Source organism: Pedosphaera parvula Ellin514 (genome assembly GCF_000172555.1).
Classification (GTDB): domain Bacteria; phylum Verrucomicrobiota; class Verrucomicrobiia; order Limisphaerales; family Pedosphaeraceae; genus Pedosphaera.
The window spans coordinates 33,629-60,010 of sequence record NZ_ABOX02000017.1 but is presented as its reverse complement, the minus strand read 5'-3'; the positions used below and the strand labels follow the sequence as shown (position 1 = coordinate 60,010).

The 26,382-nt window shown below is 52.6% G+C and carries 16 protein-coding genes; 10 read left to right on the top strand and 6 right to left on the bottom strand.

Annotation, left to right across the window (positions count from 1 at the left end; genetic code table 11):
- Nucleotides 1–14: 14 nt before the first annotated feature.
- Nucleotides 15–3,185, bottom strand: coding sequence for a PAS domain S-box protein (locus CFLAV_RS32360; RefSeq protein ID WP_050785771.1), 3,171 nt, complete (start codon nucleotides 3,183–3,185; stop codon nucleotides 15–17).
- A 758-nt stretch (nucleotides 3,186–3,943) separates the two neighbouring features.
- On the bottom strand, nucleotides 3,944–5,734 hold the full coding sequence (locus tag CFLAV_RS14800; RefSeq protein WP_040548879.1) for a phosphoenolpyruvate carboxykinase (GTP): 1,791 nt from the start codon (nucleotides 5,732–5,734) through the stop codon (nucleotides 3,944–3,946).
- Nucleotides 5,735–5,980: 246 nt separating this feature from the next.
- On the opposite strand from CFLAV_RS14800, the gene CFLAV_RS14795 reads away from it, so the two are divergent.
- Nucleotides 5,981–8,320, top strand: coding sequence for a heavy metal translocating P-type ATPase (locus CFLAV_RS14795; RefSeq protein WP_050785784.1), 2,340 nt, complete (start codon nucleotides 5,981–5,983; stop codon nucleotides 8,318–8,320).
- Here CFLAV_RS14795 and CFLAV_RS14790 read toward each other — a convergent pair.
- Nucleotides 8,317–8,655 carry a hypothetical protein gene (locus tag CFLAV_RS14790; protein WP_007415568.1) on the bottom strand — a complete coding sequence of 113 codons (339 nt, stop codon included), beginning with the start codon at nucleotides 8,653–8,655 and terminating at the stop codon, nucleotides 8,317–8,319. The two genes, CFLAV_RS14795 and CFLAV_RS14790, sit on opposite strands and share 4 nt — an antisense overlap.
- A gap of 209 nt (nucleotides 8,656–8,864) precedes the next feature.
- Between CFLAV_RS14790 and CFLAV_RS32355 the strand changes: the two genes are divergently transcribed.
- Together CFLAV_RS32355 and CFLAV_RS14780 are read left to right on the top strand one after the other, a co-directional pair.
- Complete coding sequence (locus tag CFLAV_RS32355) at nucleotides 8,865–12,590, top strand: immunoglobulin domain-containing protein (RefSeq protein WP_007415567.1); 3,726 nt, start codon at nucleotides 8,865–8,867, stop codon at nucleotides 12,588–12,590.
- A gap of 211 nt (nucleotides 12,591–12,801) precedes the next feature.
- Complete coding sequence (locus tag CFLAV_RS14780; RefSeq protein ID WP_007415566.1) at nucleotides 12,802–14,115, top strand: DEAD/DEAH box helicase; 1,314 nt, start codon at nucleotides 12,802–12,804, stop codon at nucleotides 14,113–14,115.
- 426 nt (nucleotides 14,116–14,541) lie between these two features.
- Here the strand turns inward: CFLAV_RS14780 and CFLAV_RS14775 are convergent, their stop codons facing one another.
- A complete protein-coding gene (locus CFLAV_RS14775) occupies nucleotides 14,542–14,787 on the bottom strand; it encodes a hypothetical protein (RefSeq protein ID WP_007415565.1) in 246 nt (81 codons plus the stop codon).
- Nucleotides 14,788–15,054: 267 nt separating this feature from the next.
- On the opposite strand from CFLAV_RS14775, the gene CFLAV_RS14770 reads away from it, so the two are divergent.
- The 4 genes from CFLAV_RS14770 (at nucleotide 15,055) to CFLAV_RS14755 (ending at nucleotide 19,137) form a co-directional block, all read left to right on the top strand.
- Nucleotides 15,055–16,104, top strand: coding sequence for a hypothetical protein (locus CFLAV_RS14770; RefSeq protein ID WP_150107433.1), 1,050 nt, complete (start codon nucleotides 15,055–15,057; stop codon nucleotides 16,102–16,104).
- Nucleotides 16,105–16,399: 295 nt separating this feature from the next.
- Nucleotides 16,400–17,803 (top strand): ROK family protein, encoded by a 1,404-nt coding sequence (locus tag CFLAV_RS14765; protein ID WP_007415563.1) that lies wholly within the window; start codon nucleotides 16,400–16,402, stop codon nucleotides 17,801–17,803.
- A gap of 12 nt (nucleotides 17,804–17,815) precedes the next feature.
- Nucleotides 17,816–18,673, top strand: a complete 858-nt coding sequence (locus tag CFLAV_RS14760; RefSeq protein ID WP_150107435.1) for a PIG-L deacetylase family protein — start codon at nucleotides 17,816–17,818, stop codon at nucleotides 18,671–18,673.
- On the top strand, nucleotides 18,670–19,137 hold the full coding sequence (locus tag CFLAV_RS14755; RefSeq protein ID WP_007415561.1) for a nucleoside deaminase: 468 nt from the start codon (nucleotides 18,670–18,672) through the stop codon (nucleotides 19,135–19,137). Before CFLAV_RS14760 ends, CFLAV_RS14755 begins: the two co-directional genes overlap by 4 nt.
- Nucleotides 19,138–19,147: 10 nt before the next feature.
- On the opposite strand, the gene nadA is transcribed toward CFLAV_RS14755, so the two are convergent.
- Nucleotides 19,148–20,104 (bottom strand): quinolinate synthase NadA, encoded by a 957-nt coding sequence (nadA, locus tag CFLAV_RS14750; protein ID WP_040548913.1) that lies wholly within the window; start codon nucleotides 20,102–20,104, stop codon nucleotides 19,148–19,150.
- A 363-nt stretch (nucleotides 20,105–20,467) separates the two neighbouring features.
- On the opposite strand from nadA, the gene CFLAV_RS14745 reads away from it, so the two are divergent.
- The 3 genes from CFLAV_RS14745 to CFLAV_RS14735 all read left to right on the top strand — a co-directional run bounded on the left by CFLAV_RS14745 (nucleotide 20,468) and on the right by CFLAV_RS14735 (nucleotide 25,772).
- Nucleotides 20,468–22,582 (top strand): TOL_0244 family TonB-dependent receptor, encoded by a 2,115-nt coding sequence (locus tag CFLAV_RS14745; RefSeq protein WP_007415559.1) that lies wholly within the window; start codon nucleotides 20,468–20,470, stop codon nucleotides 22,580–22,582.
- Between the two features lie 65 nt (nucleotides 22,583–22,647).
- Nucleotides 22,648–23,235, top strand: coding sequence for a TOL_0243 family YfiR-like periplasmic protein (locus tag CFLAV_RS14740; RefSeq protein ID WP_007415558.1), 588 nt, complete (start codon nucleotides 22,648–22,650; stop codon nucleotides 23,233–23,235).
- 14 nt (nucleotides 23,236–23,249) lie between these two features.
- Nucleotides 23,250–25,772: a sensor histidine kinase, YfiR-like protein-associated gene (locus CFLAV_RS14735; RefSeq protein ID WP_160164585.1), complete on the top strand. Its 2,523-nt coding sequence runs from the start codon at nucleotides 23,250–23,252 to the stop codon at nucleotides 25,770–25,772.
- On the opposite strand, the gene CFLAV_RS14730 is transcribed toward CFLAV_RS14735, so the two are convergent.
- Nucleotides 25,769–26,362: an NADPH-dependent FMN reductase gene (locus tag CFLAV_RS14730; RefSeq protein WP_007415556.1), complete on the bottom strand. Its 594-nt coding sequence runs from the start codon at nucleotides 26,360–26,362 to the stop codon at nucleotides 25,769–25,771. The genes CFLAV_RS14735 and CFLAV_RS14730 overlap by 4 nt on opposite strands.
- Nucleotides 26,363–26,382 lie beyond the last annotated feature (20 nt).

The following is a 26,382-nucleotide window of genomic DNA, read 5'->3' as shown; positions in this document are numbered from 1 at the left end:
GGGGCAACTGCGAATTAAGGCGGAGTGTTTGGTTTCAGGCGGCGGGCGAGGATGGTGTGAAGGGTTTGAGCCAATTCGTGGATGGTATTCGGTTTTAGGATCAGCTCGGCGATACCAAGACCTTTTGCGCTTTCAACATCTTGAGAGCGGATGTAACCGGTGGTCATTACGATGGGGATGTCGGGTCGGATCTTTTTGATTTCCACAATCAAGCGTGGTCCATCCAGGTACGGCATGGACATATCTGTGACAACAAGGTCAAACTGATCAGGGTCCGACTTAAAAGCAGCGAGGGCTTCAAGAGGATTGGTAAATCCGGTGACGTTGTAACCCACCCGTTTGAGCATGCGCGTGGTAATGAAGACGATCGAGTGTTCATCATCCACGAACAAAATGCGTTCACCGTGACCCTGGGCTTCATCCGCTTCCACGGGTTTCGAGGGTGGTATCTCGACCTCAAGAGCAGGGAAAAACAAGTTGAAAGCAGAGCCTTTTCCGACTTCCGTTTCAACCGTGACGGCACCGCCATGGCTCTTCATGATGCCGTGCACGACGGACAGTCCCAAACCGGTGCCCTGGCCAGGTGACTTGGTCGTGAAGAACGGATCAAAAATGTGGGGAAGAATACTCGTGTCGATTCCAGAGCCGGCATCCTGCATCGAGAGGCGAACGTACCTGCCCTGGTGCAGATCAGGGACTGTGCCAGCGGTGTTGGCATCCACCGTGACCATATCCAGCCTCACTTCCAGCAGGCCGTTGTTATTCATGGCATGGCTCGCATTGGTGCCAAGGTTCATGATCACCTGGTTCACCTGGGTGGCGTTGGCTGAAATAGGAAGGAGATGGGATTCGTAATTCGACCGAATTTCGATCGATGCAGGCAGGGTGGATCGGAGGAATTTTACAGCATCCTCAACCACAGGGGCCAGGTAGAGCGGCTTGCGTTCCATTTCCTGCTGGCGACTGAAAGCCAGAATTTGCCTGACCAAATCGGTGGCGCGTTCGGAGGATTTTTCGATTTCTGTGAGGTGTTCCTGAAGTGAATGCCCGGCGGGCAGGTCTTGTCTCGCCATCCGGGCATTTCCTGAGATGACGGTCAGAATGTTATTGAAATCATGAGCAATGCCACCGGCCAGGCGGCCAATGGCGTCCATTTTTTGTGATTGCTGCAGTTTGGCTTCCCAAGCGGCGTGGTTTTCTTCTGCGAGCTTTCTTTCAGTAACATCCCTTGCAATACCACAAACTCGATAGGCCTCCCCCCGTTCATTCTTGATTTTGGAGCCAGTGTCGGAAATCCAACGTTGCGAACCATCGGAACGCCGAATGCGGTATTCTGCGGAATAAGTGGGGACCGCCTTATTTTTGAAAAAGTTGTCATAAAGATCGCGAACTCTTTGGCGGTCCCCGGGGATAATCGATTCCAGCCACAGGCGCGGATTTTGATAGAGAGCTTCTGGTGAAACACCCCAAATGCGGAAGAAGGCGGGACTCACATAGAGAACGCGTTCGGGAAGCAGCGAATTCATCCAGAACACCTCATCCATGGTGTTCGCCAGTTGGCGGAATCTTTCTTCACTTTCGCGCAGGGCCTGTTCGGTGTATTTGCGTTCAGTGATGTCCGAGATTGAGCCAGCCATCCGGTATGGTTTGCCGGATTCCTCCCAAAGGGCCTGGCCACGACCAAGGAACCAATGGTAATCGCCAGTTTTGGTGAGCAGGCGAAACTCGATATTATAAGTGGTCCGGCGCTCCAGGTGTTCACGTATGGCAGCCCAAACACGTTCGTAGTCATCAGGATGAAGTTTCTCATTTACTGAGGAAAGACGATCTGGGAATTCGTTTTGGCTGTAACCGAGGAGTTCCCTCAGCCTTGGGGCGTAGTAAATTTCATCGGTCAAAATATTCCAGTCCCACAAACCAGCAGCCGAGCCACTGACGGCCAGTTCATAACGTTTTTCGCTATCTTTCAGGGCCTGTTCCGCACGGATGCGTTCGGAAATATCCTTGGAAATGCCGGTGATACCCACAGGATTTCCTTGAGAATCGCGGATGACCGTTGCATTGGCGCTCAGTGCCACAATCGTGCCATCCTTGCGGACCAGGAAGCTCTCGTAATCCAGCGTGTCCTTTCCGGTGCGAATATTTTCCTCAAAGGCGGCCTGGTATGTAGGCACATGCTCCGGTGGGACAAACTCAGTAAAGGGTTTGCCGAGAAGCTCCTCGGGACGATATCCCAGCGTCTTGTAGGCTGCCTGGTTGAGGAAAGTGAATCGTGCCTGAAGATCGATGGCCCAGATCAGGTCTTGAGATTGTTCGACCAGAGTGCGGTAGTTTTCCTCGCTCCGACGGAGCTCCTCTTCAGTTTCGATGCGAGCTGTGATGTCACGGCCAACCGATTGGAGTTCCACCAGATTTCCATCTTTGTCGAACAACCCTCTATCTGACCATTGCTGCCAGAAGACCTGGCCGGTGGGTAAGATGGCACGATGAGTATCCGAGGCTACAGGATGGTCCGGAGTGAGAGAACGGACTTTCTGACGAATCATCTCGCGGTCTTCCTCCGGGATGAAAGGATAGAAGCTTTTGCCAATCAATCCTTCTTTCGATTGGTTGAAGAAACGGGAATAGGCTTGATTGACGAAGGTCAGAGTGCCGTCAGGTTTCCAGCGCACGATAAATTCATTTTGGTCCTCGACGATGGCGCGGAATAACTCCTCACTCTTCCGTGCGGATTCTTCCGCCTGCTTGCGGGCGGTGTTATCAAGGAAGGTGCCAATAAGGCTTTGCAGAGTTCCATCAGGGTTTAAGACGGGTGAACCACATACATGGACAGGTAGTTTACGTCCGTTGCGGCTGAGAAGTTCTGCCTCGTAATTAGAACTGGTACCAACTTTGCGCGTATCGTGCTCATTGGCCATCAAAACCAAGGATTCGGGTGTGAAGAAGGAATGATGCGTGCGACCAGCAAGGTCTTCAGGTTTTTCCAGCTCCAACATTCGCAGCATGGCGGGATTAATGTAAAGAGTTTCACCAGCCGGATTTATCTGCCAAATTCCCACGACGGTATTTTCCGCCAGCAGACGATATTGCTGGTCACGCGCTTGCGATGATTGTTCCGTACGCGCGGTTTCCGCTGCCGAAGCGGCAGCATGATCAGTTTCGCTCGTCGAATTGGTCATTGGCATAGGCGACACCCCATAAGCGGGTGAACCGGGGTACGGAAACAATCGAACGAAGTTACCAACCCTTATATACCATATCACCAAATAAAGCCAAGGTTAGTCGTCAAGGCTAAGAAACCGCCAAAGCCGGCAAGTTCGGTTCTTTTTGAATAAACACTGTAACCAAATTGAACGAATTGATGTCCTATAGGTCAGACAGTGTGAAAAACGCGGGATTGACAAAGAAATCGTTTCATTATCCTATTGGTTTACCCATGAAAAAACTTATCCTAATGTTGGTTCTGGCAGCATTTGCATGTTCTCCGCTGCTTACGACTGAAGTTTCAGCAGCTCCCACTACCATTGCTGGAGCGAAACATCACAACAAGCACCATAAAAAGCATCATAAGCATCACAAGAAACATCACCACAAAACAAAGACGGCTTAAGCGCCTGGCAGCAATAAAGTTGAGGACAGGCAACTAATGATTTTCCATCTGAATTTTATGAAAAAGTTTATATTTTGTATCGCAATCTCCGCTCTTGCTTTGGCTCCTTCCAGTTACGCTGGTGACGCCAAGCCTTGCACGGGCAAGGACAAAGTGGCTTGCAGCGCTGACAAAAAAGACTGCTGCAGCAATAAGTCCTCATGCAGCAAGGCAGTTTCGAAGAGCGTTTTGATGTCTCCGAAGGCTGCTGCCGCGGCAGGCAAGTAATCGGTTTGCAATAGCTAAAACCCCGACTTAAAAAGCTCGGGGTTTTTTGTTTCCGTATGAGAAGGGTTACAGCCGGGAAACCAGCAGTTCACGCTGGAAAATCATTTCCTTCGGCAGATTTGAGTAAAGTTTCATGAAGAGTTCGTCCTGCTGGAGGAGTTCGCGGCGCCAATCTTCATAATTGATGGTTTGGGCTTGGGATAGCTTCTCGGGAGTATAGCCTTCCAGACCTCCCAAATCGAAACTTTCAGGGCCCGGCACCCAGCCCAGCGGAGTTTCATTGGCATTGGCGCGGCCTTTGCAGCGATCCACAATCCATTTCAGCACACGCATGTTCTCGCCAAAGCCGGGCCAGAGGAATTCTCCATTTGCGTCTTTGCGGAACCAGTTCACGTGGAAGATTCGAGGCGGGTATTTGATGAGCTTCCGCATGATAATCCAATGGTGGAAGTAATAGCCCATGTTGTAGCCACAGAACGGGAGCATAGCCATGGGGTCACGACGGACCTGCCCGAGAGTTCCGGCAGCGGCCGCCGTCATTTCTGAACCCATGGTGGCACCGACGTAGACGCCGTGAATCCAATTGAATGCTTGGAAGACGAGCGGCATCGTGTCGGCCCGGCGGCCACCAAAGATGATGGCGCTGATGGGGACGCCAGAGGGATCGTTGGCTTCGGGTGCAAGCATGGGGTTGTTGATCATGGGAGCAGCGAAGCGGCTATTGGGATGAGCGGCTTTCTCCTTTGATTCAGGAGTCCATTTATTGCCCCGCCAGTCGAGACACTCCTTTGGCGGCGGCCCATCCTTGCCTTCCCACCAGACGTCGAGGTCGGGGGTGAGCGCCACGTTGGTGTAGATGGTATCCTTTTGGATGCTTTTCATGGCGTTGAGGTTGGACTTGTAATTGGTGCCAGGCATCACGCCAAAATAACCGGCTTCCGGATTGATGGCGTAAAGGCGGCCATCGGGACCGGGTTTCATCCAGGCAATGTCATCGCCAACCGTCCAGATTTTCCAACCTTTGAAGTGAGCTGGAGGAATCATCATGGCGAAGTTAGTCTTGCCACAAGCGCTGGGGAAAGCGGCGGCAACGTAGGTTTTTTCGCCGGTTGGGGATTCGACGCCCAGTATGAGCATGTGTTCGGCCATCCAGCCTTCCTTGCGACCCAAATAAGAGCCGATACGGAGGGCGAGACATTTCTTTCCCAGCAGCGCATTGCCGCCATAGGCCGAGCCGACGGAGATAATGGTGTTGTCCTGTGGGAAATGGCAGATGTAGCGCCGCTCGGGATTAACGTCCAGCATGCAGTGGAGGCCTCGATTGAAATCATCGCGATTGCCAAGGTGTTTGTAGGCCACATCACCCATGCGGGCCATGATGCGCATGCTGAGCACAACGTAGATGGAATCCGTCAGTTCAATGCCTACCTTGGTCAGGGGTGAGCCGAGTGGCCCCATGAGATAGGGAACGACATACATGGTGCGGCCATGCATGCTGCCACGGGCCAGGCCGAGCAGCTTTTGATACATTTCCTTCGGAGCTGCCCAGTTGTTTGTGGGGCCAGCTTCATCCCGGGTTTCGGTGCAGATGTAAGTGCATTGTTCGACGCGCGCCACGTCATTGGGGTTGGAGCGATGATAATAACAACCGGGAAGCTTTTCCTGGTTGAGTTTGATTAGTATGCCTTTGTCGACGGCTTCGGCGGTCAGCAATACCTTTTCCGATTCAGAACCATCGCACCAAAAGATTTCGTCGGGCTGGCAGAGTTTGGCCTGTTCTTCGACCCACGCGATAATAGTGCGATTACTCGTGTTGCATTTTCCCATCTTCTCATTGGCTTCCATTATATTTCCCATTTCGTTTGGCGTAAGTAACATCCTCTTCTGATTTCAAAATAACCAAAAACAGGCTCAGAGTTCCACCGATTTATTTTAAGTTTACTATTCCGGCATCGAACATGTTTGGCATGGCCTCAGGCAGAAAGTAATGCTGGAACACGTGTTGGACAAGGCCTAGGCTTTGGGAGAGAGGCACATGCGGGAAAAATCTTATCATTGTCCATGCAATGAAGAGTTATGTTAAATTCTGGGGAAATAAAAGACATGAGTTTGTTGCCATCCAGCAGCACAGAGACTGAAGAGAGTAAATGTTTGGCCCGAGCTGTAAGCCGGGTTTTGGCGGACGAGCCGGCCTTGGAAGCGGTCACGGTGAACCGGGTGGAAAGGACAATTTCCGTCGCAACACTGGGTAAGGCTGATGTGCCGCGGCTGACGCAGAAGATTTCGGAGACCATCGAGCAGGCAGAAGCAGAGGCGGAACGAATCGCCTGTGGCCTGATTTCCGGTGACGGAGATTGCACGGGCTGCAGTGTCCCACTCGATGCCCGAGAGAAGCAGGCTGTCAGCATTAAACAGGAAGGCCCTTTAACCACCATTGCTCGAATAACCTGTCCAACTGCGCCCAGATTCTGGAGATGGAAGAGTATACCCTGGCCACGGGTGGTGCAGCGGGACGTGGAATTTATCGAGCATGAGGAGCATCTCGATGAATGGAAGGGGCAGTTGGTGGCGGCGGGTTTGTGTGGTGTGTTTGGATTGGCGGGGTATTTTCTTGGGACAAGCCAATTGGCGACGTGGAGTTTTGTTTTAGCGTATTTGGCCGGAGGGTGGTACACGACCCAGGAGGTCTGGGAGAAGTTGCGGGATCGGGAGATTGATGTGCATTTCCTCATGATCGCGGTGGCGATCGGGGCCGCATCCATTGGGGCGTGGGAGGAAGGGACGACCTTGCTATTCCTGTTTTCGCTTTCCGGTGGGCTGGAACATTTTGCCCTCGGGAGAACTCACCGTGAGATCAACTCCTTGTTCAAGGAAGCACCGAAGGTGGCGATAGTTCTGGGTGCAAACGGACAGGAGAGTGAAGTGGCGGTGGAACGGCTGCGTACGGGAATGCGATTATTGGTGAAGCCGGGAGCGCAATTTCCAGCTGATGCCGAAATTGTGAAGGGGCAGACCGCGAGCGATGAGTCTAATTTGACCGGTGAGGCAACGCCGGTGGATAAGACGGTTGGTGATACCGTGCTGGCGGGAACGATTAATCTTTGGGGAGCAGTAGAAGTGATAGTGTTGCGGGCAGCCAAGGAGAGTGCGTTGCAGAAAATTATTCATCTCATCAAGGAGGCCCAGCAACAGAAAGCACCATCCCAACGGTTTACGGACAGGTTCAGCACCATTTATACTTATGTGGTCCTGGGCTTGTCGTTCGGCATGTTCTTCGTTTGGTGGCTGGTTCTCAAAGAGGCACCTTTTACTTCGCAGGGGAATGTGAAGAGCGCGTTTTATCATGCGATGACGTTGCTGGTGGTGGCGTCACCATGTGCGCTGGTGTTGTCCATTCCTTCAGCGGTGCTGGCGGCGATTGCCTGGGGAGCGCGGCATGGAATCTTGTTCCGCGGCGGTGCAGCGGTGGAGAAACTGGCGGGAGTGAACACGGTTGCCTTGGACAAAACAGGGACGCTGACGACGGGAGAACTGCGCGTGGAAAAAGTGGAGAGCTTTCCGCCGGGACGCGAGCGGGAGATTGCGCAACTCGCCTACTCGCTGGAACGACTCTCGACGCATCCACTGGCGCGGGCGATCACGCGGCATGGAAAACAGCGACAGCTCGAGGTGATCGAGTTCGAGCATTTTGAATCCGTTACGGGCGCAGGATTGGAGACGCGGCGCGCGGGCAGGATTTGCCGGTTGGGAAAACGGGATTGGCTTGCGGACGGGGAATGTTTAACTGTCATTGAAAAAGTGCCACCGACTGAGGCTGGCTTTAGCGAGGTATGGCTTACCGAAGGTGATTTGGTGGGGCGCATAGTGTTGCGAGACGATATACGCCCGCAGGCGCGGCAGGTGATTGAAGAGCTCCGCGAACAAGGATTAAAATCCATTGTCCTTACCGGCGACCGCAAAGCGGCGGCGGAACATTTGAAGGATGAACTGGATTTGGACGATGTGCGTGCGGAATTGAAACCCGAGCAAAAGGTGGCGGCGATTCGGGAGTTGGTGGAACAGGGACAAAAAGTAGCAATGATCGGCGATGGCGTGAATGATGCACCCAGTTTGGCGGTAGCTGATGTGGGGGTGGCAATGGGAGCGCGGGGGGCAGACGCGGCTTTGGAGCAGGCGGAGGTGGTATTGATGCATGACCGATTGGAGAACTTTTTGGCGGCATTCCGACTGAGTCAGCGCGCACGAAGGGTAATCCGGCAGAACCTGGTGATTTCGCTTGGGACAGTCGTGGTGCTGGTGACGTTCGCGATGCTTGGCAAAATTCCGCTCACCCTTGGCGTGGTGGGACACGAAGGCAGCACGGTGATCGTGGTGATGAACAGCCTGCGCTTGCTATTGGGTGGGAAGGCGAAGCAAACCACTCCGAGCGCCAAAGCTGCCTAACGCCAGGCGAACTCGCTAATATCCATATGCCAGTCCTTACAGTCGGTGACGCGGACCGATTTCTTTTCCTGTTTGTAGGTGATGTCCTCCAAATCAACAGCCTCAGGGAGGATATTGACAAACACATCCCCTGAAATGAGCGAGACGATGCGGGTTCGCTTTTCCGGACGTTTGAAGAAGGAAAATTTTGTTGGATCAACGGTGTACATGTGGCCGGTGACGCGGGCGACACCATTCTCGTAAGCATCCACAATGCCGACGAAATGACGATGCGGGTCTTTGTCCAGCAGCCGACGGTGAATCATGTGAACCTTCTCGCCTTTTTGTAAAATCATGGAGGCAAGTATCCTGATTGGTGGATAAAAATCCAGCACGGTTTGCCAAAGAAGTGTGCAGCGAGACGCACAGGATGTGCTGAGGAACGCACATCGACAACAAATCATCACAGAGGTAACACAGGAGGACAAGCTGGTCGGACCTACGAGCAGTGCAATCGCGTATGCGCATGCCAGTTTGAATCATCAGAAGTGAAACCTAAGGAACTATGAAACTTTGGCGGAAGCAACTCTCGAGCGGAGCACAATTTATTCTTGTGTTGATGGGGTTTTGGATGACGTCCAGCGCCAGTGGAGCGGGGTTGGTGGCGGCGTGGGGTGATAATCAGTATGGGCAGACAACGGTGCCACTGGGTTTGGGAAGAGTTAAAGAAATAACTGCGGGAAGCTCGTTCAGTGCGGCGCTTAAGGTGGATGGAACGGTCGTGGTTTGGGGGAGGAATCCATCTTACGACGTAATTCCCGATGTTCCTGCCGGTCTGAGCAATGTAAAAGCCATTTCTGCCGGCATGTTTCACATGCTTGCTTTGCGAGCAGATGGAACAGTCTTTGCCTGGGGAGACAATACTTTAGGTCAGACGTCCATACCCGGAGGATTGTCAAACGTGATAGCGATAGCAGCCTGTGCAGACCATAATCTCGCGCTTAAGGCAGATGGCACATTGATTGGATGGGGAAACAGAGATCCAGCACTGACAAACATTCCACCGGATTTGACCAATGTCATTGCCATGGCAGGAGGCCTTGTACATAACGTGGCACTCAAGGTCGATGGCACCCTGGTCGCCTGGGGGGACAACAGTAATGGTCAAACCAATCTTTCCGCGGGTTTGTCCAATATCGTAGCCGTGGCGGCAGGGGATTATCATTCCTTGGCGTTGAGGGGTGACGGGGTTGTATTCGCATGGGGAAGCAACGGCTACGGACAGAGCGCTGTTCCGGCAGGACTTTCCAATGTCGTTGCCATTGCGGCGGGCTCCGATCGAAGCCTGGCAATGAAGTCGGATGGAACGGTAGTGATCTGGGGAGGGAATCTCCATGGCGAGAGAAGTGTGCCGGCGGGATTATTGGCAACGGCGATAGCCGGAGGTGCCTATCATAATCTGGCGTTAGTGTCAGAAGGTCCGGTTCAAATTATACAAAATCCGCAGAGTAACGTGGGGACATACAGTTCCAATCTCACGTTCTCGGTGAGTGTCGCAGGCTACCAGTCGATCAGCTTTCAATGGAAATTAAGAGGTTCCAACGTGATGGATGATGCGCATGTGAGTGGCAGCACCAATTCAACATTGACGATAAACAGCCTGCAGTTTTCTGATGCGGGGAATTATTCAGTTGTGGTGAGTAATGCGCTGGGATCAGTGCAGAGTTTGGACGCGACATTATTCGTTATCAGCCCGCCCCTGGTGTTGCAGCAGTCATCCAATCAGACATTGAAGGCGGGAGCTTCTGTGACGCTGTCCGCAAATGTGCTTGGCACGCCTACGTTGAGTTACCAATGGCTTTTTGGCGGGACGAACATCGCTGGAGCCAACCTAAACAGTCTGACGCTGTTCAATATGCAGCCGTCGATGTCCGGCGATTACGTGCTGGTGATCAGCAATGCCTATGGTGTGGCACAAAGCGCGCCGATTTCACTTTTGGTGACCGACAGCGCGCCGTATATCGTGCAACAATTGACCAACAAGAATGCGACGCCAGGCGGAAGTTTGAGCATGGCGATCAAGGCTCTGGGATCGCTGCCTTTGAGTTATCAATGGCGATTTAACGGAATAGACCTGCCAGGCGCAACGAATTCGATACTCACATTGGATTCAGTTAGTTATGGGCAGGGTGGTTACTACAATGTGGCGGTGACCAATGCATTTGGAGAGGCGGTCAGTGCGAAAGCATTGTTGTCTGTATCGGAGATGGCCTTATGGGGTGGTAATCTGAACGCGACCATTCCCACCAACGTGCCGGCGGGATTATCCAATTTGGTGGCAGTCGCAGCGGGGGACTACCACGTGCTGGCTTTGAAAGCTGATGGCACGACCGTTTCCTGGTTTGCCCAATACTCACAGCTAGGTTCATTGACCAATACTCCGACCAATGCAACGAATGTGATTGCCATAAGCGCCGGGGGCCTGAAGAGCATGGCGTTAAGAACCGATGGCAGGGTGGTGGTGTGGGGAGACAACGCATACGATCAAACGAGTGTTCCAGCCAGCCTGACCAATGCGGTGGCGATTGCGGCAGGTTCGCAGCATTGCATGGCATTGCGCTCCAACGGGACGGTGGTAGCGTGGGGATATAACGGATTCGGACAGACGAGTGTGCCGGCGGGCTTATCCAACGTAGTGAGCATTGCGGCTGGCCGATATAGCAGCATGGCCTTGATGGTGGATGGCAGAGTCGTCGTTTGGGGAGGAAGTTCGTTGGAGCGCACGGTGCCAAACAATGTGACGAATATTGTAGCCATTGCCGGAGGGCAGGGCCTGTGCGTGGCTGTGAACGCGGATGGCAGGTTAATGCAATGGGGGCAAGCCGTGCAAAATTTTCCAACTGGACTGAGCAATGTGGTAGCCATTGCCAATACGGGGTTCATGGGGATCGCGCTAAGAAAAGATGGAACAGTTGTGCCCTGGGGACAAAAGGTGAACTCAGTTCCGGATGGGCTGGTCAACGTGTTTGCGATGGCGGTGGGCGGGTATGAAGGAACTTTTTATGTTGCGCTGACTGGCGATGGGCGACCGGTTATAAAAGTGCAGCCCTTCAGCCAGTTCCTGACCAGAGGCACCAATGTGCAACTGACGGCTTTCGCAGTTGGGGCGCAACCGAAGAACCTCGCGGGGGGAATACAACCAATGACCTACCAGTGGCAGCATGATGGAATCATTGTCCCTGGTGCAACCAATACGACTCTCAGGCTGACGAATGTTCAGGGACAGGACATGGGAGGATATCGGTTGCTGGTTTCCAACGTAGTAGGACAGGCGAACAGCGCCACGGCAGTGTTGAGCACGGCCAATCCGAGAACTGTGGCCATTGCGATGAATTCCACAAACTCTTTTACCACCTTCGGCCCATCCAATGCGCTTAGCGGAATCTGGTTTCCTCAGGTTCGCGTTTCGCACGATGGGGATGGTGCGGCACAAAGCGGGGCGATCACGAACAACCAGCAATCCATGCTACAGACCACGGTAGTCGGGCCAGGAAAGGTGACCTTTTGGTGGAAAGTTTCCTCGGAGGAAGGATTTGATTTGTTGAAGTTCACGTTAGACCCGGATGGCCGAACGAATTTTGCAGCGATTTCAGGCGAGGTGGATTGGGAGTTGGAAACCTTCAGCATCCCGGCCGGATCGCACACACTTTACTGGATTTATTCCAAAGACGCGAGCGTAAGCGATGGGCAGGATGCCGGCTGGGTGGATCAGGTGTTGTTTACACCCGATCCAATAGTCATTACTCAACAGCCGGTGAGTCAAAGTGTGGTGCTGGGGACCAATGTGACGTTCAGCGTGCAGGCCACCAACACGGCGGCTTTGGCTTATCAATGGCTGAAGAACGGACAGAATCTGTCGGGTGCGACACAAACAAGTTTGACCCTCACCAATGTGACGCAAGCTGATGCCGGCACTTATGCTGTCAGGGTGTCAAACGGGGCGATCATTGCTTTCAGCAGCGATGCAGTGCTGGGCTTTTTGTTACCCCAGGTTTTGGGCAGCGCGGCAAGCATGCCAGATCGTTCCTTTTCTTTCACCTCTCATTACATCAATGGAGGACCGCCGGGATCGAATGCTTTAGGTGCATTCGAGCTGCAGGCGAGCAGTGATCTTGTCACCTGGATTGGCTTAACGAACAGCCCGGTAATTACGAACGGTGAGTTAAGGTTTGTGGATACGAATGGCAGCAACTATGCGAGGAGGTTTTATCGGGTGGTGGAGAAACATTGAAGCGAGGGTGGAGGATGGTGAAAATACAAAACATCGAACTTTCAACACTGAATATTGAACGTCCAAACGGAAGTGGAGCAACCGCAAAGACCACAAAGCGGAGAAGGGACGGAAAACTGTTCGGGAGGATGGTGAAGACAGAGAAGACGAGGCAGGCGCGACATTTAAAAGCGTGCTATTGTGTGACATAGCCTCATACTGATTGAGTTATATGTCATTTCGCACCCTTGGCCTCGATGCCAATATTCTTAAAGCCGTCCAGGAAGCTGGTTACACGGAACCGACACCCATTCAAGCTGCGGCGATTCCGCAAATTATTGCAGGCCACGATTTGATTGGCATTGCACAAACTGGCACCGGTAAAACGGCGGCGTTTGTGCTGCCCATCCTGGCGAAGTTGGCTGGGATGAAACGGGAAGCAAACCAGCGGGGGATTCGTGCGTTGGTGGTGGCGCCGACGCGGGAGTTGGTGGTGCAAATCGAGGAGAATGTGCGGGCCTACTCGAAGCATCTGCCGCTGAAGGTGGCGACGGTGTTTGGCGGGGTGGGGGAACATCCCCAGATACAGGCATTGCGTTCGGGGGTGGATATGGTGATTGCGACGCCTGGCCGGCTGCTCGACCTGATGGACCGGCGGCATGGAGATTTTTCAGGTATAAACTTCCTCGTGCTGGATGAAGCAGACCGGATGCTGGACATGGGCTTTCTTCCTTCCATACGCCAGATTGTGAAGGCGCTGCCACGGAAGCGACAGACGTTGCTCTTCTCGGCCACGCTCTCCAGGGAGATTGAAGGGCTCACGCATGAGTTTCAGCATGCGCCGAAGACGGTTCAAATTGGGCGTCGGTCAAATCCAGCCGAGACCGTTACACAACTGGTTTATGAGGTGCCCAAGCATTTAAAGCCAGCGTTGCTGGTGCATTTATTGCGTGATCCGAGCATGGACATGGTACTCGTTTTCTCGCGCATGAAACACAGTGCTGATCGCATTGCGCGTAACTTGGAAAACAAGGGGATAAAGACGGCGACGCTGCATTCCAATCGTTCGCAAAACCAGCGCTTGCGGGCCTTGAAGGATTTCAAGTCCGGAGCGGTGCGGGTGTTGGTGGCGACGGACATTGCGGCGCGCGGAATCGACGTGGATGGAATTTCGCACGTGGTTAATTATGATTTCCCGATGCACGCCGAGGATTATGTTCATCGTATCGGACGCACTGGACGGGCGCACGCGGTGGGTGATGCGATCAGTTTCGTGACGTCTGAAGATCACGGCACATTGCGATCGTTGGAGCGATTTATTGGGCGTGGCATCGTGCGCAAAAAAGCGGAGGGTTTTGACTATAATGCGGCGGCACCAGCGGTCCAGGCGGGCGACCGGGAGCGTCCTCCGATGCAGGGAAATGCGCGTCCAAGTCAGCCAGCGAGGCACTCGGGCGGCAGTCATCCGCGCGGAAATGGAAGTGGCCGACAAGGCGCGTCTGCGTCTCGCCGTGGTGGAGGAGGAAATAATCGTTGGCGGCGCTGAGAGGCAAGGCCAAAGAAAGAGGTCTGGTGCAATTACGTTCAGCCAACCTCTGACACACTTCTTTGAGGCGGCGTTGTCGGCTTGGTCGCTATCTAAGGATCGCGCCTGCGGCCTCCGCCTTGCCTCAAACCAAAATCCCTCCTGCCGGTATAACCCCGACGAAACAGCAGGAAACCAACTGAAAGCTGTTCGTCGCTTGAGAGCACGCCAAAAAGCGACGTAAGCACACATACTTCCAAGATGTTATAGACTCAGCGAACAAAGATACGGGCCGGTCCGATCGGGAGTGAACCTATTTTGAAAATAAAAAACCCGGGACTCCTTGGTTCCCGGGAAAAAATTTAGGGTGCGGGGTAATTTGTATCGATAGCGGGCTTTGGTTGTAATGGGGTGTTCGCCCCAGTCAGCGATGAAATTTGCGGGAATTCATGATTGAAGGCGGTTAGTGCTTCCTGTCTGGACCGACTTTTTCATGGTCGAAAGAAGGCGGGCGTTGTAAGTGTATGCGCCCAAGTCCATGATGATGTCCACCGTTCCCGCTTTCATCCCCTGAACAAAATAGGAAGCGATTTTCATGTTCACAAAATCCTTGGCCAAAGCAGGATCGGGTGTCCACGCTTCCGTGGCTTGATAATAAAGCAGAGTTTTTGTGTTTTGAAGAATTACGCGCATATCGATCTCCTTTCCAGACACCGTACGTGTGGAAGGTGCAATTGGCAAAATGTTTCGCAGTTAATTTGTTTTGGAGAGTCGATGAAATTTTCTTCGCAGGTCCGGCAAGCCATAATCCTCCGGCCGGCTGGGCATCCCTTCGCAATTCGTATGACCTCATTCGAAGGATAATTACTTGCAGATGAGGAGAAAATGGTTACAAAACAGGGTGTGAGAAGGAAATTCATTTATTATTCCGCTTCATCCTCAATTTGCATTCCTCGCCTGATGTTGGTTTTCCTTATCACGTCACTGATTTTGCCGACTCTGGCGCAGGAACCGTCCCCGAAGCCGGCCGCCACAGTCGAAAGGAAATTAACATCGCAGTTGATGACGATTTATGGCGAATCGACCGGCAGAACAGTTTTAATGCCTGGAGCCATGCCGGAGGTGATGGTTTCCACCAATGTGGATATCCTGGCGGACACGAAGAAGGCGGCGATGAGAATCGAGGGCGTGATGGCCGAAAACGGGTTTCAGATAACCCGAATCGGCGACAATTTTGTTCGGGTGACACCGACGAAATGGAGCAATTCACCGGCAATGACGCAGTTGTCCAAGATTCAGTTGCCGCAAGTTTCGACTGACGGCAAAAATCCCATGGGGGAATTTAACCTTGGCTCGGCAGATGAGAACATGTTTCTTGGCTTATACGCTGAGTTGAAGCAATGCACTGTTCTACGCCCGGCCTGGTTGGTGGGAGCAAGGTTTCATGTCAGAAGTCAAAAGCCTTTGTCCCGGGCAGAAACCGTTTATGCACTGGATACGCTGATGGTCCTGAATGGCCTGGTGCCGGTGGAGGATGGTGAAAAGTTGGTGCAGGTGGTTCCTTTGAATCAGGTGTCGCACATTCTGGCAAAGGCTCCGAAACCGAATTCGTCCAAGTCGGTGATCGAGCCCGGGAAGGTCCCGTTGCTTACAACAAGGCCCTTAATTTCGAGGCCCAAGAGGCCGCCACAAACGTTGTCACAGGAGATCACCAATTTCTCCGCGCAAGCATATACAAAATTGTTTGGGGATCCTCCGGATGCGCAGCCGCTCCCTGTCGCCGATAGGTTGGCCCGGTTTTATGCCAAATTGGTGGATAAGACTTATGTCCCTTCGAAGCTGGGCGGGAATCCGATATTATTTGAAGTGCGGACTCCGCCCACGAAGGAGGAACTGATTTATGCGATGGAGACGACGTTCAGATTGAATCATTTGAAGATAATTGAAGTGGACTCGAATTCAATCAGCCTGGGAGCTGAAAAAGAGACCAAAGCAGGTAGTGATAAATGAGTCCTGGCAATTTGAATGACTCAGCGGCAGTTCATCTGGAGCGTTAATGTGGCGCGGTCCTCGGGATTTCCTTGCTTGTGAACTCTGAGAAGGAGTTGAATAGTGTCTGGCACAGGATGTTGAGGCTTGCGTTATGCCAAAAATGAGTGAGAGAATGGAAACTTTCACATGGAATAGCCGGCAGGCGGTGGGCAACGGCGGTTGCTGCCGATATGTTTTTTATTGGGTGATGGAGGTGTAAGGACACTGCGCGCTTGCACTTGGGTGTCAGGTAAACTAAAACGGCACGGTTTGCATGAACAATAACAACGGTTTGGCATTGATAACCCCCCGGATTACTCCGGTGTTGGATCCATTTTTTCGACCGGCGGTGCTGGCGAATCGCGTTTTTCGTGACCAGGTGCGGACGACGAGCAATCCGGTTCCGGTGAGATTGGCGCTGGAACAGGCGGATGGTTCGGTGTTCCATTTTCAGACGGAGATATTTGCGGAGGAGCATCCGGAGGCGGCGGGGAATTTCATTTACATCGAACGGATGGTGAAATTTTTGCTGTGGTCGCGCGGTGGGTTTCGCATTTACATCGATGGATCGAAGGCGGTGGGTGAGGCGTTGCAAAAATATTATCGCGAGGTGCCGAACGGAAAATTTGATTCGGAGATTATTGGTTCGAAGATTTATGACCGGCCGATTGAGGTTGTGATCACCAAGGATATTCCTGCGGCGCGGACGAATACGACGCCCTTGGGCAGGCATCTGGATGGTTGCCGGATTGGGTTCGACCTCGGCGGAAGCGACCGGAAAGTGGCGGCGATTGTGAACGGTCAGGCCGTGTATAGCGAAGAGGTGGTTTGGGATCCTTATTTCCAAAAAGATCCGCAATATCATTACCAGGGAATCATGGATTCGCTGAAGAGCGCGGCGAAACATTTGCCGCGGGTGGATGCGATTGGCGGCAGCGCCGCCGGTGTTTACGTGAATAATCGCGTGAAGGTGGCTTCGTTATTCCGCGGAATTGCGGCGGATGTTTTTGACAAGGAAGTGAAGGATATGTTCCTTCGGATTCAGAAGGAATGGAACGGCATTCCGTTGGAAGTGGTCAACGATGGAGAAGTGACGGCGTTGGCGGGTTCCATTTCGCTGAAGCAGAATGGTGTGTTGGGCATTTCCCTGGGGACGAGCACGGCGGGCGGTTATGTGACGATGGAGGGAAACATCACTTCATGGCTGAATGAATTGGCGTTCATGCCGATTGATTATAATCCAGCCGCTCCGACGGATGAGTGGTCGGGCGATTATGGTTGTGGCGTGCAGTATTTTTCGCAGCAGGCAGTGGGCAGGTTGATGGCTGTGGCGGGTATCGAAGCCGAGCAGGGATTGCCCTTGCCCGAGAAGTTGAAGGTGGTGCAATCGTTGATGTACAAAGAGGATTATCGGGCGAGCAAAATTTATCAGACGATTGGGACATATCTGGGTTATGCGATTGCGCATTATGCGGATTTTTATGACTTGAAGAATGTGCTGATCCTCGGGCGCGTTACTTCCGGTCCGGGAGGAGAATTAATCATCAGTGGCGCGAAAGAGGTTTTGAACCTGGAATTTCCAGAACTGGCCGCGCGCATTGCGTTCCACATCCCCAACGAAAAAGATAAACGGCACGGTCAAGCCGTGGCGGCCGCGAGTTTGCCAAAAATTAAATAATAAATGCCTGATATGAATCCTTATTTGAATTTTGTTTCCGAATTTGCCCGGTTTTTGAAAGAGGGAAAATCGTATCCGCTGGGTGGCTTTCCAGTCGCGCCACAACCAAAGCTGGCGGAGAATGCTCCCAAGGCTTTGATTTTTTCGCCTCATCCTGATGATGAATGCATCATTGGGGGGCTGGCATTACGCCTGATGCGTGAGGGCGGGATAAAGGTGATCAACGTGGCCGTGACTCAGGGCAGTAAAAAGGAGCGACAGGCGGAACGCTACAAGGAATTGGAAGAGGCGTGCCATTATCTTGGTTTTGGCCTGATTCAGACGGTGCCAAATGGTTTGGAAAAAGTCACGGTCCAGACGCGGGAAAAAGATCCCGGGCATTGGGAAAAGTCGGTGCGGGTGGTTGCCAATATTCTTGCGACCAACAAGCCGCGCGTAATTTTTGTGCCGCATGACCGCGATTGGAACGGAACTCACATTGGCGTTCATCATCTGGTGATGGATGCGTTGAAGACGTTGCCCATGGAGTTTGAGTGTTACTTCGTGGAAACCGAGTTTTGGGGAGCGATGGACACGCCAAACCTGATGGTAGAATCGAGTGTGAAGGATGTGGCGGATTTGGTTACGGCGACTTCGTTCCATGTGGGCGAGGTACGCAGGAATCCGTATCATCTGCTGTTACCGGCGTGGTTGCAGGATAATGTGCGCCGGGGTGGAGAGTTGGTTGGCGGGCAGGGGGAAGCGGCACCGGAGTTCACGTTCGCGACGTTGTATCGGTTGCGCAAGTGGAGTCAGGGGCATTTGGTAAAACTTTATGACGGGGGAAAACAGATTTCGAGCAACCGCAATCCGATGGAACTGTTTCAATGAACAAGAAGTACATGCAGGAAGCGGTGCGCATTTCCATCCGGATGATGCGTCGCGGGATTGGCGGTCCCTTTGGTGCGGTGGTCGTCAAGAACGGGAAGATCGTGGGGCGCGGTTGCAATCAGGTGACGTCCACGAATGATCCGACTGCCCACGCTGAAGTAGTGGCGATTCGAGATGCCTGCAAGCGGCTGAAAACATTTCAGCTGGATGATTGCGAACTCTACACGAGTTGCGAGCCATGTCCCATGTGCCTATCAGCGATTTACTGGGCGCGGTTGAAAAAAGTTTATTACGGCAACACCCGCAAGGACGCGGCTGAAATTGAGTTTGACGATGACTTCATTTACACGGAAGTTGCGCTGCCAATTACTGAACGATCCATTCCCATGAAGCAGTTGTTGCGGAAGGAAGCGCTGCTTGCCTTCAAGGAGTGGCAGAGCAAGGCTGATAAAATTCGTTATTGAGAGCCCTGTTTTACCCGGCATTTTCGACCGGCCTGGCAGAAATCTCCAGCATCCGCTCGATGGGAAGACGTGCGCGACGGATGATGTCTTCGCTGAGTTCCACACGGGGAGAGAGGTTCACCATGCAATCGTAAACTTTTTCGAGCGTATTCATTTTCATGAATTTGCACTCGTTGCAGCGGCAGCTGTCTGTGGGAGCAGGGATAAAAGTTTTATCCGGACATTCCTTTTTGAGGCGATGGAGCATGCCGGCTTCCGTGGCGATGATGATTTGCCTGGCCTTGCTATTCTTACAGAAGGTGACCATTTTTTCGGTGGAGCAGACTTCATCGGCCAGCATGCGGACGGCGGTGGTGCATTCAGGATGCGCGACAATTGGAGCATCGGGGAACTCGTGGCGAATTTTCATGATGCTGGCATGAGTGAACTCGACATGGGCGTAACAATTGCCGCGCCAGAGAGTCATGGGGCGTCCTGTTTGCTCCATGACCCAGGAACCGAGATTCTCGTCGGGAACGAAGAGCAGGTCGCGATCCTTTGGAGAGGCATTGACGATTTTAACCGCGTTGCCGCTGGTGCAAATGACATCACTGAGGGCCTTCACCTCGGCGCTGCAGTTGATGTAGGTGACCGTGTAGAAATTGGGATTGGTGGCTTGCAATTGTGCCAGCTTGGGAGCGGGGCAACTGGCTTCGAGGGAACATCCGGCATCCTTATCCGGCAGCACTACGATCTTGTTTGGATTGAGAATCTTGGCGGTTTCAGCCATGAAGTGGACGCCGCAAAAAACAATTACTTCCGCGCTGGTCTTCGCTGCCTGTTGAGAGAGTCCCAGAGAATCGCCAACAAAGTCGGCAACTTCCTGGATTTCGGGATACTGATAGTTATGGGCAAGAATGACAGCGTTGAGCTTCTTCTTCAGAGCCAGAATATCGCGTGAGAGGGCATCGAACTCAGCCGGCGGCATGGGCTTACGCACACCAAACTGGTCCAGCCCTCGAGGTTGAATCTCTGTCACGTCAATCATGACGAAATCTTAACTTCGAAGCAGTGTTGCCGCAATCCTTGAATGTAACGGCACGGTGCAGATGCATTACGGGGACAAGCGCAAGCTATTACAAATCCTAATTTTTAGTGAAAACAGTAAAGACAGTTTGTCTAATGCTGGTACAAGTCGAGAGGCTTTTACCGGGCTTTTCTTGTTAATGAGATTGGAAACTTGAGCGAAAACAGCAGCTTTTTTCAAACCTTCGAGGCCAACAAGCCTGGCTTCAGACAAACCGCTAAAAACCGCCTATAGGCATGCAAGTTGCTTGTGGTCAGGCGAACTATGAAGGGCTTAGAGGCATCCCGCAAGAATGCCAGGCGGATTTTATTTGCCTGGCAGGTTGGTTTTTTAGGCAGGACGATTTGTATATCCTGTCTGCGCGCAGCCTGCGTCAGCACCACGGCTGCCCTGTTGCTGATGGTAACGGCAACACATGTTCAGGCAGAGGAAGTCAAGCCCGCCAAGCTCGATCTAACTGAGATGTCGATTGATGAATTAATGAAAATTCCGGTTACCACGGTCTCCCGAAAGGCTGAGGAATTTTCAAAATCTCCGGCTGCCATTTACGTTTTGACCCAGGATGATATTCGCCGGTCGGGTGCGACGAGTATTCCTGAGGTTTTGCGACTGGTTCCGGGTTTGGATGTGGCGCAGGTGGATTCCCAGCAATGGGCCATCAGCGCGCGTGGATTTAACGACGTTTTTGCAAACAAACTGCTGGTGCTGCAGGACGGTCGCAGTGTCTATACTCCGCTTTTCTCGGGCGTTTTTTGGGACGTGCAGGATACGATACTGGAGGATATCGACCGCATCGAAGTAGTTCGTGGTCCCGGCGGGACGCTTTGGGGCGCCAACGCCGTCAATGGCGTCATTAACATCATCACGAAGAGCGCGAAGGATACCCAGGGTGTATTGATCACCGGTGGTGGAGGAACGTATGAACATGCTTTTGGCGGCTTTCGTTACGGGGATAAGGTGGGCGAAGACCTATATCTGCGAGTGTATGGAAAGTATTTCGACCGGGATGAATCAGTTCGGCCGAATGGCTCGGATATTCCAGATTCCTGGCAGATGGGACGGGGCGGGTTTCGGATGGATTGGGACAAATGGGAAAAGACGGGCAACCTGCTTACCGTGCAAGGGGACATCTACGAAGGCTGGCTCGATCAGGAGTTTGGAACCTTCAATCCTTTCAACCCGCCTACTTACAGCAGTCTGGTTCAAGACGAGGAGAGAGTGAGCGGAGGAAATCTTCTGGGCCGATGGTCACACCAATTCTCAGATTCGTCTGATCTGAAGATCCAGACCTATTACGATCGCACCGAGCGGGACACCGCGATATTCAGAGAGAGTCGGGACACCTTTGATCTCGACCTTCAACACCACTTTACCCTGGGAGATCGGAATGATTTTGTATGGGGAGCCGGCTACCGGCTTGATATGGATCGAATTGGAAACACTCCGAGCGTTTCCTTGTTCCCCAGCAGTGAAACAACCCACCTGTTTAGCACGTTTGTGCAGGATGAAATCACCCTGGTGGAAAAACGCTTGCGGCTTACCCTCGGCACCAAGCTTGAGCACAATGATTTTACCGGATTTGAGTATCAGCCCAGCGGAAGGTTGCTGTGGACTCCTCATGAGAAGCACACTTTCTGGGCTTCCATCTCCAGAGCCGTTCGAACCCCATCACGAGCAGAAGAGGATGTAAGGCTAAGCAGTGTGATTGCTCCGGGAGTGGTAAATACGATTTACGGTAACAACCACTTCCTTGCCGAAGATTTGCTTGCCTACGAGTTTGGTTATAGGGTCCAGCCCAGCAGCAGAGTTTCATTTGATCTGGCTATGTTCTACAATGTCTATGATCAATTGCGTAGTGTGGAGTTTGGATTTTCACCCACTCAACCCGTCATACCTCCGCCTCCTCCGCCGGGTTTCTTCATACCCACCTTTGTGGCCAACGAATTATATGGCGATACGTATGGGTTTGAGCTGGCTTCCACGATCCAATTGGCTGATTGGTGGCGGTTAAAGCCATCGTATACTTTTCTGGAAATGCAACTCAAGCAACGTGCCGGGAGCACAGACATCAGTTCGATAGGGGACATGGGGAAAAGCCCGGAGCAGCAATTCTCAGTTACCTCAGCGATGGATTTTCCACACGGGCTTTCACTGGATTGTGCATTCCGGTACGTGGATCAGTTGCCCACTTTAAATATCAGCAGCTACGTGGCCCTTGATGTTCGCCTGGGCTGGCGCGCGACCAAGAATCTGGAAATGGCAATCGTCGGGCAGAATCTTTTGTCGGCGCAACATGCGGAGTTCGCTCCAACCTTCATCCAGACGCCAAGAGCGGAGGTTCAACACGGGGTATATGGAAAGGTCACGGTGCGCTTTTAAAGTCCAATTTTGGTTCATTGAAAGGGCTTCGGCCCTGGCGGGGAGCAGATGCAGTGCGGGACACCATGTATTATAAGAGAGCAAAATTACTGACGCTTTACCTGCTGATGGTGATTGGCATCATCAGTGGGGGAGCGCGGGCCGATGAGGAGCGGCCCTCGGAGTATCAAGTGAAAGCAGCTTTTGTGTATAACTTTGCAAAATTTGTTGAATGGCCAGTCAGCGCATTCCGTGGCCCGGCCGATTCAATTACCATTGGCGTGGTGGGTGAAACGGGGAATGGCTTTGAGGAAGCGCTGGAGCAGACAATACGAGGGAAGACAATCAACGGAAGGCATCTGGAAAAGCGTCATGTGAACTCACCGGAAGATGTGGGAAATTGTCAGATTATCTTTTTTTGTCGCCTGGAAAAGAAGGCGTTTGGGGATTTCGAAAAGGGGCGGCAGATTAAATTTCTCAGGTTATTGGAAAAGCAAAGCGTGCTCACCGTTGGAGAGACCGACTGGTTCCTCCATAACGGGGGAGTGATCAATTTTATTGTCGAGGAAGGAAAGGTTCGTTTTGATATTGATAAAAGCAAGGCGCAAAAACTAAGCTTGAAGATCAGCTCCAAGCTCTTGAATTTGGCTAAAAATCGGGGCGTTGTTCCATGAACACACTCAGGTTTATGATTTGGCTCAGGAATCTTTCCATCAAATGGAAGCTTACCCTGATCATCATGGCGGCCAGCACCGTGGCTCTGCTGCTGATCTCCGCGGCTTTCGTCACCTATGAGCTGATTACCTATAAAAAGGCGATGGTGCAGAATGTAAAGACGACTGCCTCGATCCTCGGCAGCCAAAGTGTCATCCCATTGAGTTTTGGAGCCGGGTATGAAAAGGAAGTCGAAGACAATACCCTGAGCGCCCTGAAGGCAAATCCTCATATTGTGGCGGCTGGTATTTACAATGGGAAGGAACTATTCGCAAGGTATCCAAAAAATATTGCCCGGGAATTGTTTCCCCAAAAACCTGGGGCAGACGGGGCTCGTTTTGAAAAGAACCATTTGATTCTTTTTCAAAGCATCAGCGATGGAAGCGCAAAGATTGGCACCGTGTATTTGGAGTCAGACCTTCAGGAAATGCAAGATCGTGAAGTGAAGTACGCCGGCATCATCCTGCTTTTCATGCTTGCTTCCTCCGCCGTTGCCTTCCTGCTCTCGTCCTTTCTGCGCGGGCTTGTGTCGGCACCACTTTCCCACCTTGCAGAAACTGCCAGAGCGGTTTCCGCTGAAAAAAATTACTCAGTCCGGGCGGTGAAACAGGGGCAGGATGAGCTCGGCCAATTAATAGACGTGTTCAATGAAATGTTGACGGGCATTCAGGAACGCGATGCCGCACTGCAACACGCGCATGACAAGCTGGAGAAACGGGTGGAAGAGAGAACCAAGGATTTGCAGGCCGAAATCGTGGAGCGCCGGAAGACCCAGGAGGCGCTTCAGCAGCAGTTGACACGGATAAGCCTGCTGCACCAGATCACCGAGGCCATTTCAGAACGCCAGGACCTCGCCAGCATTTTGCATGTGGCGTTAAGACAGTTGGAGGACCATCTGACTGTGGATATGGGCAGTGTGTATTTGTTCAATCCGGAGAGCGAAACCTTGATTCAAGGCGCCGTGCAGCAGAGCGATCCTGAGCTGGCAGGAAAACTGGATTGGCATAAAGGCAGCGCGATTACCCTGGAGCAAACCGGTCTTTCCCAATGCAAGGATGGCAAGACCATTTACCTCGCGGATACAAAGCAGATACTCTCGGACTTGCCCCGCGCGCTCGCGGAAGCTGGTCTGCGCTCCGCAGCAGCCGTTCCACTGATGGTGGAAGAGAAGCTTTTTGGCATATTGATTGTAGCTCGGCGTGGCGTGAACAGTTTCAGCAGCGGCGAGTGCGAATTCCTGAGAATGTTGAGTGGACACGTAGCCCTGGCGGCTCATCAGGCACGGTTGCACATGGAACTGCAAACGGCTTACAACGATCTGCGCCAAACGCAGCAGGCGGTAATGCAGCAGGATCGTTTGCGGGCTTTGGGTCAGATGGCCAGCGGCATCGCGCATGATATCAATAACGCACTTTCACCAGTGGTGGGTTTTGCAGGCCTGCTACTGAGCTATGAGCCGAACCTGAGTCAGAGTGCCAGGAAGCATCTGAATTACATCAAAACCGCGGGGGAAGATGTTGCGCACCTGGTAGCCCGGCTACGAGAATTCTATCGACGGCGCGAAGAGCGCGAACCGCTCAACCCGCTGGATCTTAATCGCATGATTGAGCAGGTCGTGGATCTCACGCGTCCGCGCTGGCGGGACATATCCCAGGGCAGGGGAATCATGGTGGAGATGAATGTGATCCTTGCCGAAGGGATTCCCACGGTGATTGGGATTGAAAGTGAACTGCGGGAAGCGTTGACCAATCTTATTCTAAATGCCGTGGATGCCATGCCGAAGGGTGGGAAGCTGACTCTGCGAACCCGATTAAGCGGACAGAATTTCAGTCCTGACAACACTCCCACCCATGCCGTGCTGGAGGTAACGGATACCGGGTCGGGCATGAATGAAGAAACGCAACGCCGGTGCCTGGAGCCTTTCTTTTCGACCAAAGGAAATCGTGGGACAGGAATGGGGCTTCCCATGGTTTACGGCGTTATGGAACGTCACGACGGCAGAATTGAAATCGAAAGCGAAGTAGGAAAAGGAACAACTGTCCGACTGATTTTCCCCTTACGTGAACAGGCATCGATTAATCCTTCGCCAACCAAGGAAAGCCCGGCTTCCTCACCGCTGCAGATTCTATGCATCGACGATGAACCCCTCTTGCGCGAGTTGGTAAAAGAAATTCTCGAAAGCGATGGACATCGGGTCCAAGTCGCGGACGGAGGTCAAACCGGTCTGGACGCCTTTCAAAAGGCGGTGGAACGAGGACGTCCGTTTGACATCGTGATTACCGATTTGGGAATGCCTTATCTGGACGGTCGGGAAGTGGCCAAGCGGCTAAAAGCAGAATCTCCAGCAACACCCATCATCCTGCTGACCGGATGGGGAGCGTTTATGAAAAGCGATGGCGATGTGCCAGCGCACATTGATGGCATTTTGAGCAAGCCACCCCGTTCCAGCGAACTGCGTGAAACTCTGGCGCGCCTGACCAAACGGCAGGTAAATTAGCCGCGATGTTTGGCGAGGAAACCCGGTTCTGTTCCGCGCAGATCAGCTTGACGCTGCTTTGCCAAAAGCTGTCCGTAAACGCGCGTGTCGCGGATCATCATCTCCAACCGAGCCTTAAAAGAATCACTGACAATTACTCCATCCTTCACATCATGGTTGTCCTGAAAGGAAAGTCCGTACGGTAAAGTCCAGGCATAGCATTGCCTGGCGACGGTTCGAAGTTGATCAGTCACCGTGAGGCCCTTTTCGTGGGAGGCTACGATGGTCACAAATAATTTGCCGGCAAATTCCTTCCAGAAGTGATCCAGGAAATTCTTGGTCGCACTGCTGATGCTGCCGTGATAATCAGGCGTCCCCAACAAGATGACATCTGCTTTTTCCACGCGCGGTTTCAGGGTGGAAAAAACCTGACTATCATATGCTGTGTCCGGATTGAATAATGCCAGGGGTTCCTTTTCAAAATCCAATATGTCCACGGCACAACCAACGTCGACGAGCTTTTGGGCCGCGTGATTCATCACGACACGTGTGACCGATTTGCGGTTCATGCTGCCGACGACAGCCAGAATGTTGAGAGGGGTGTCAGACATGCGGCAAGGCTAGCGCAAAT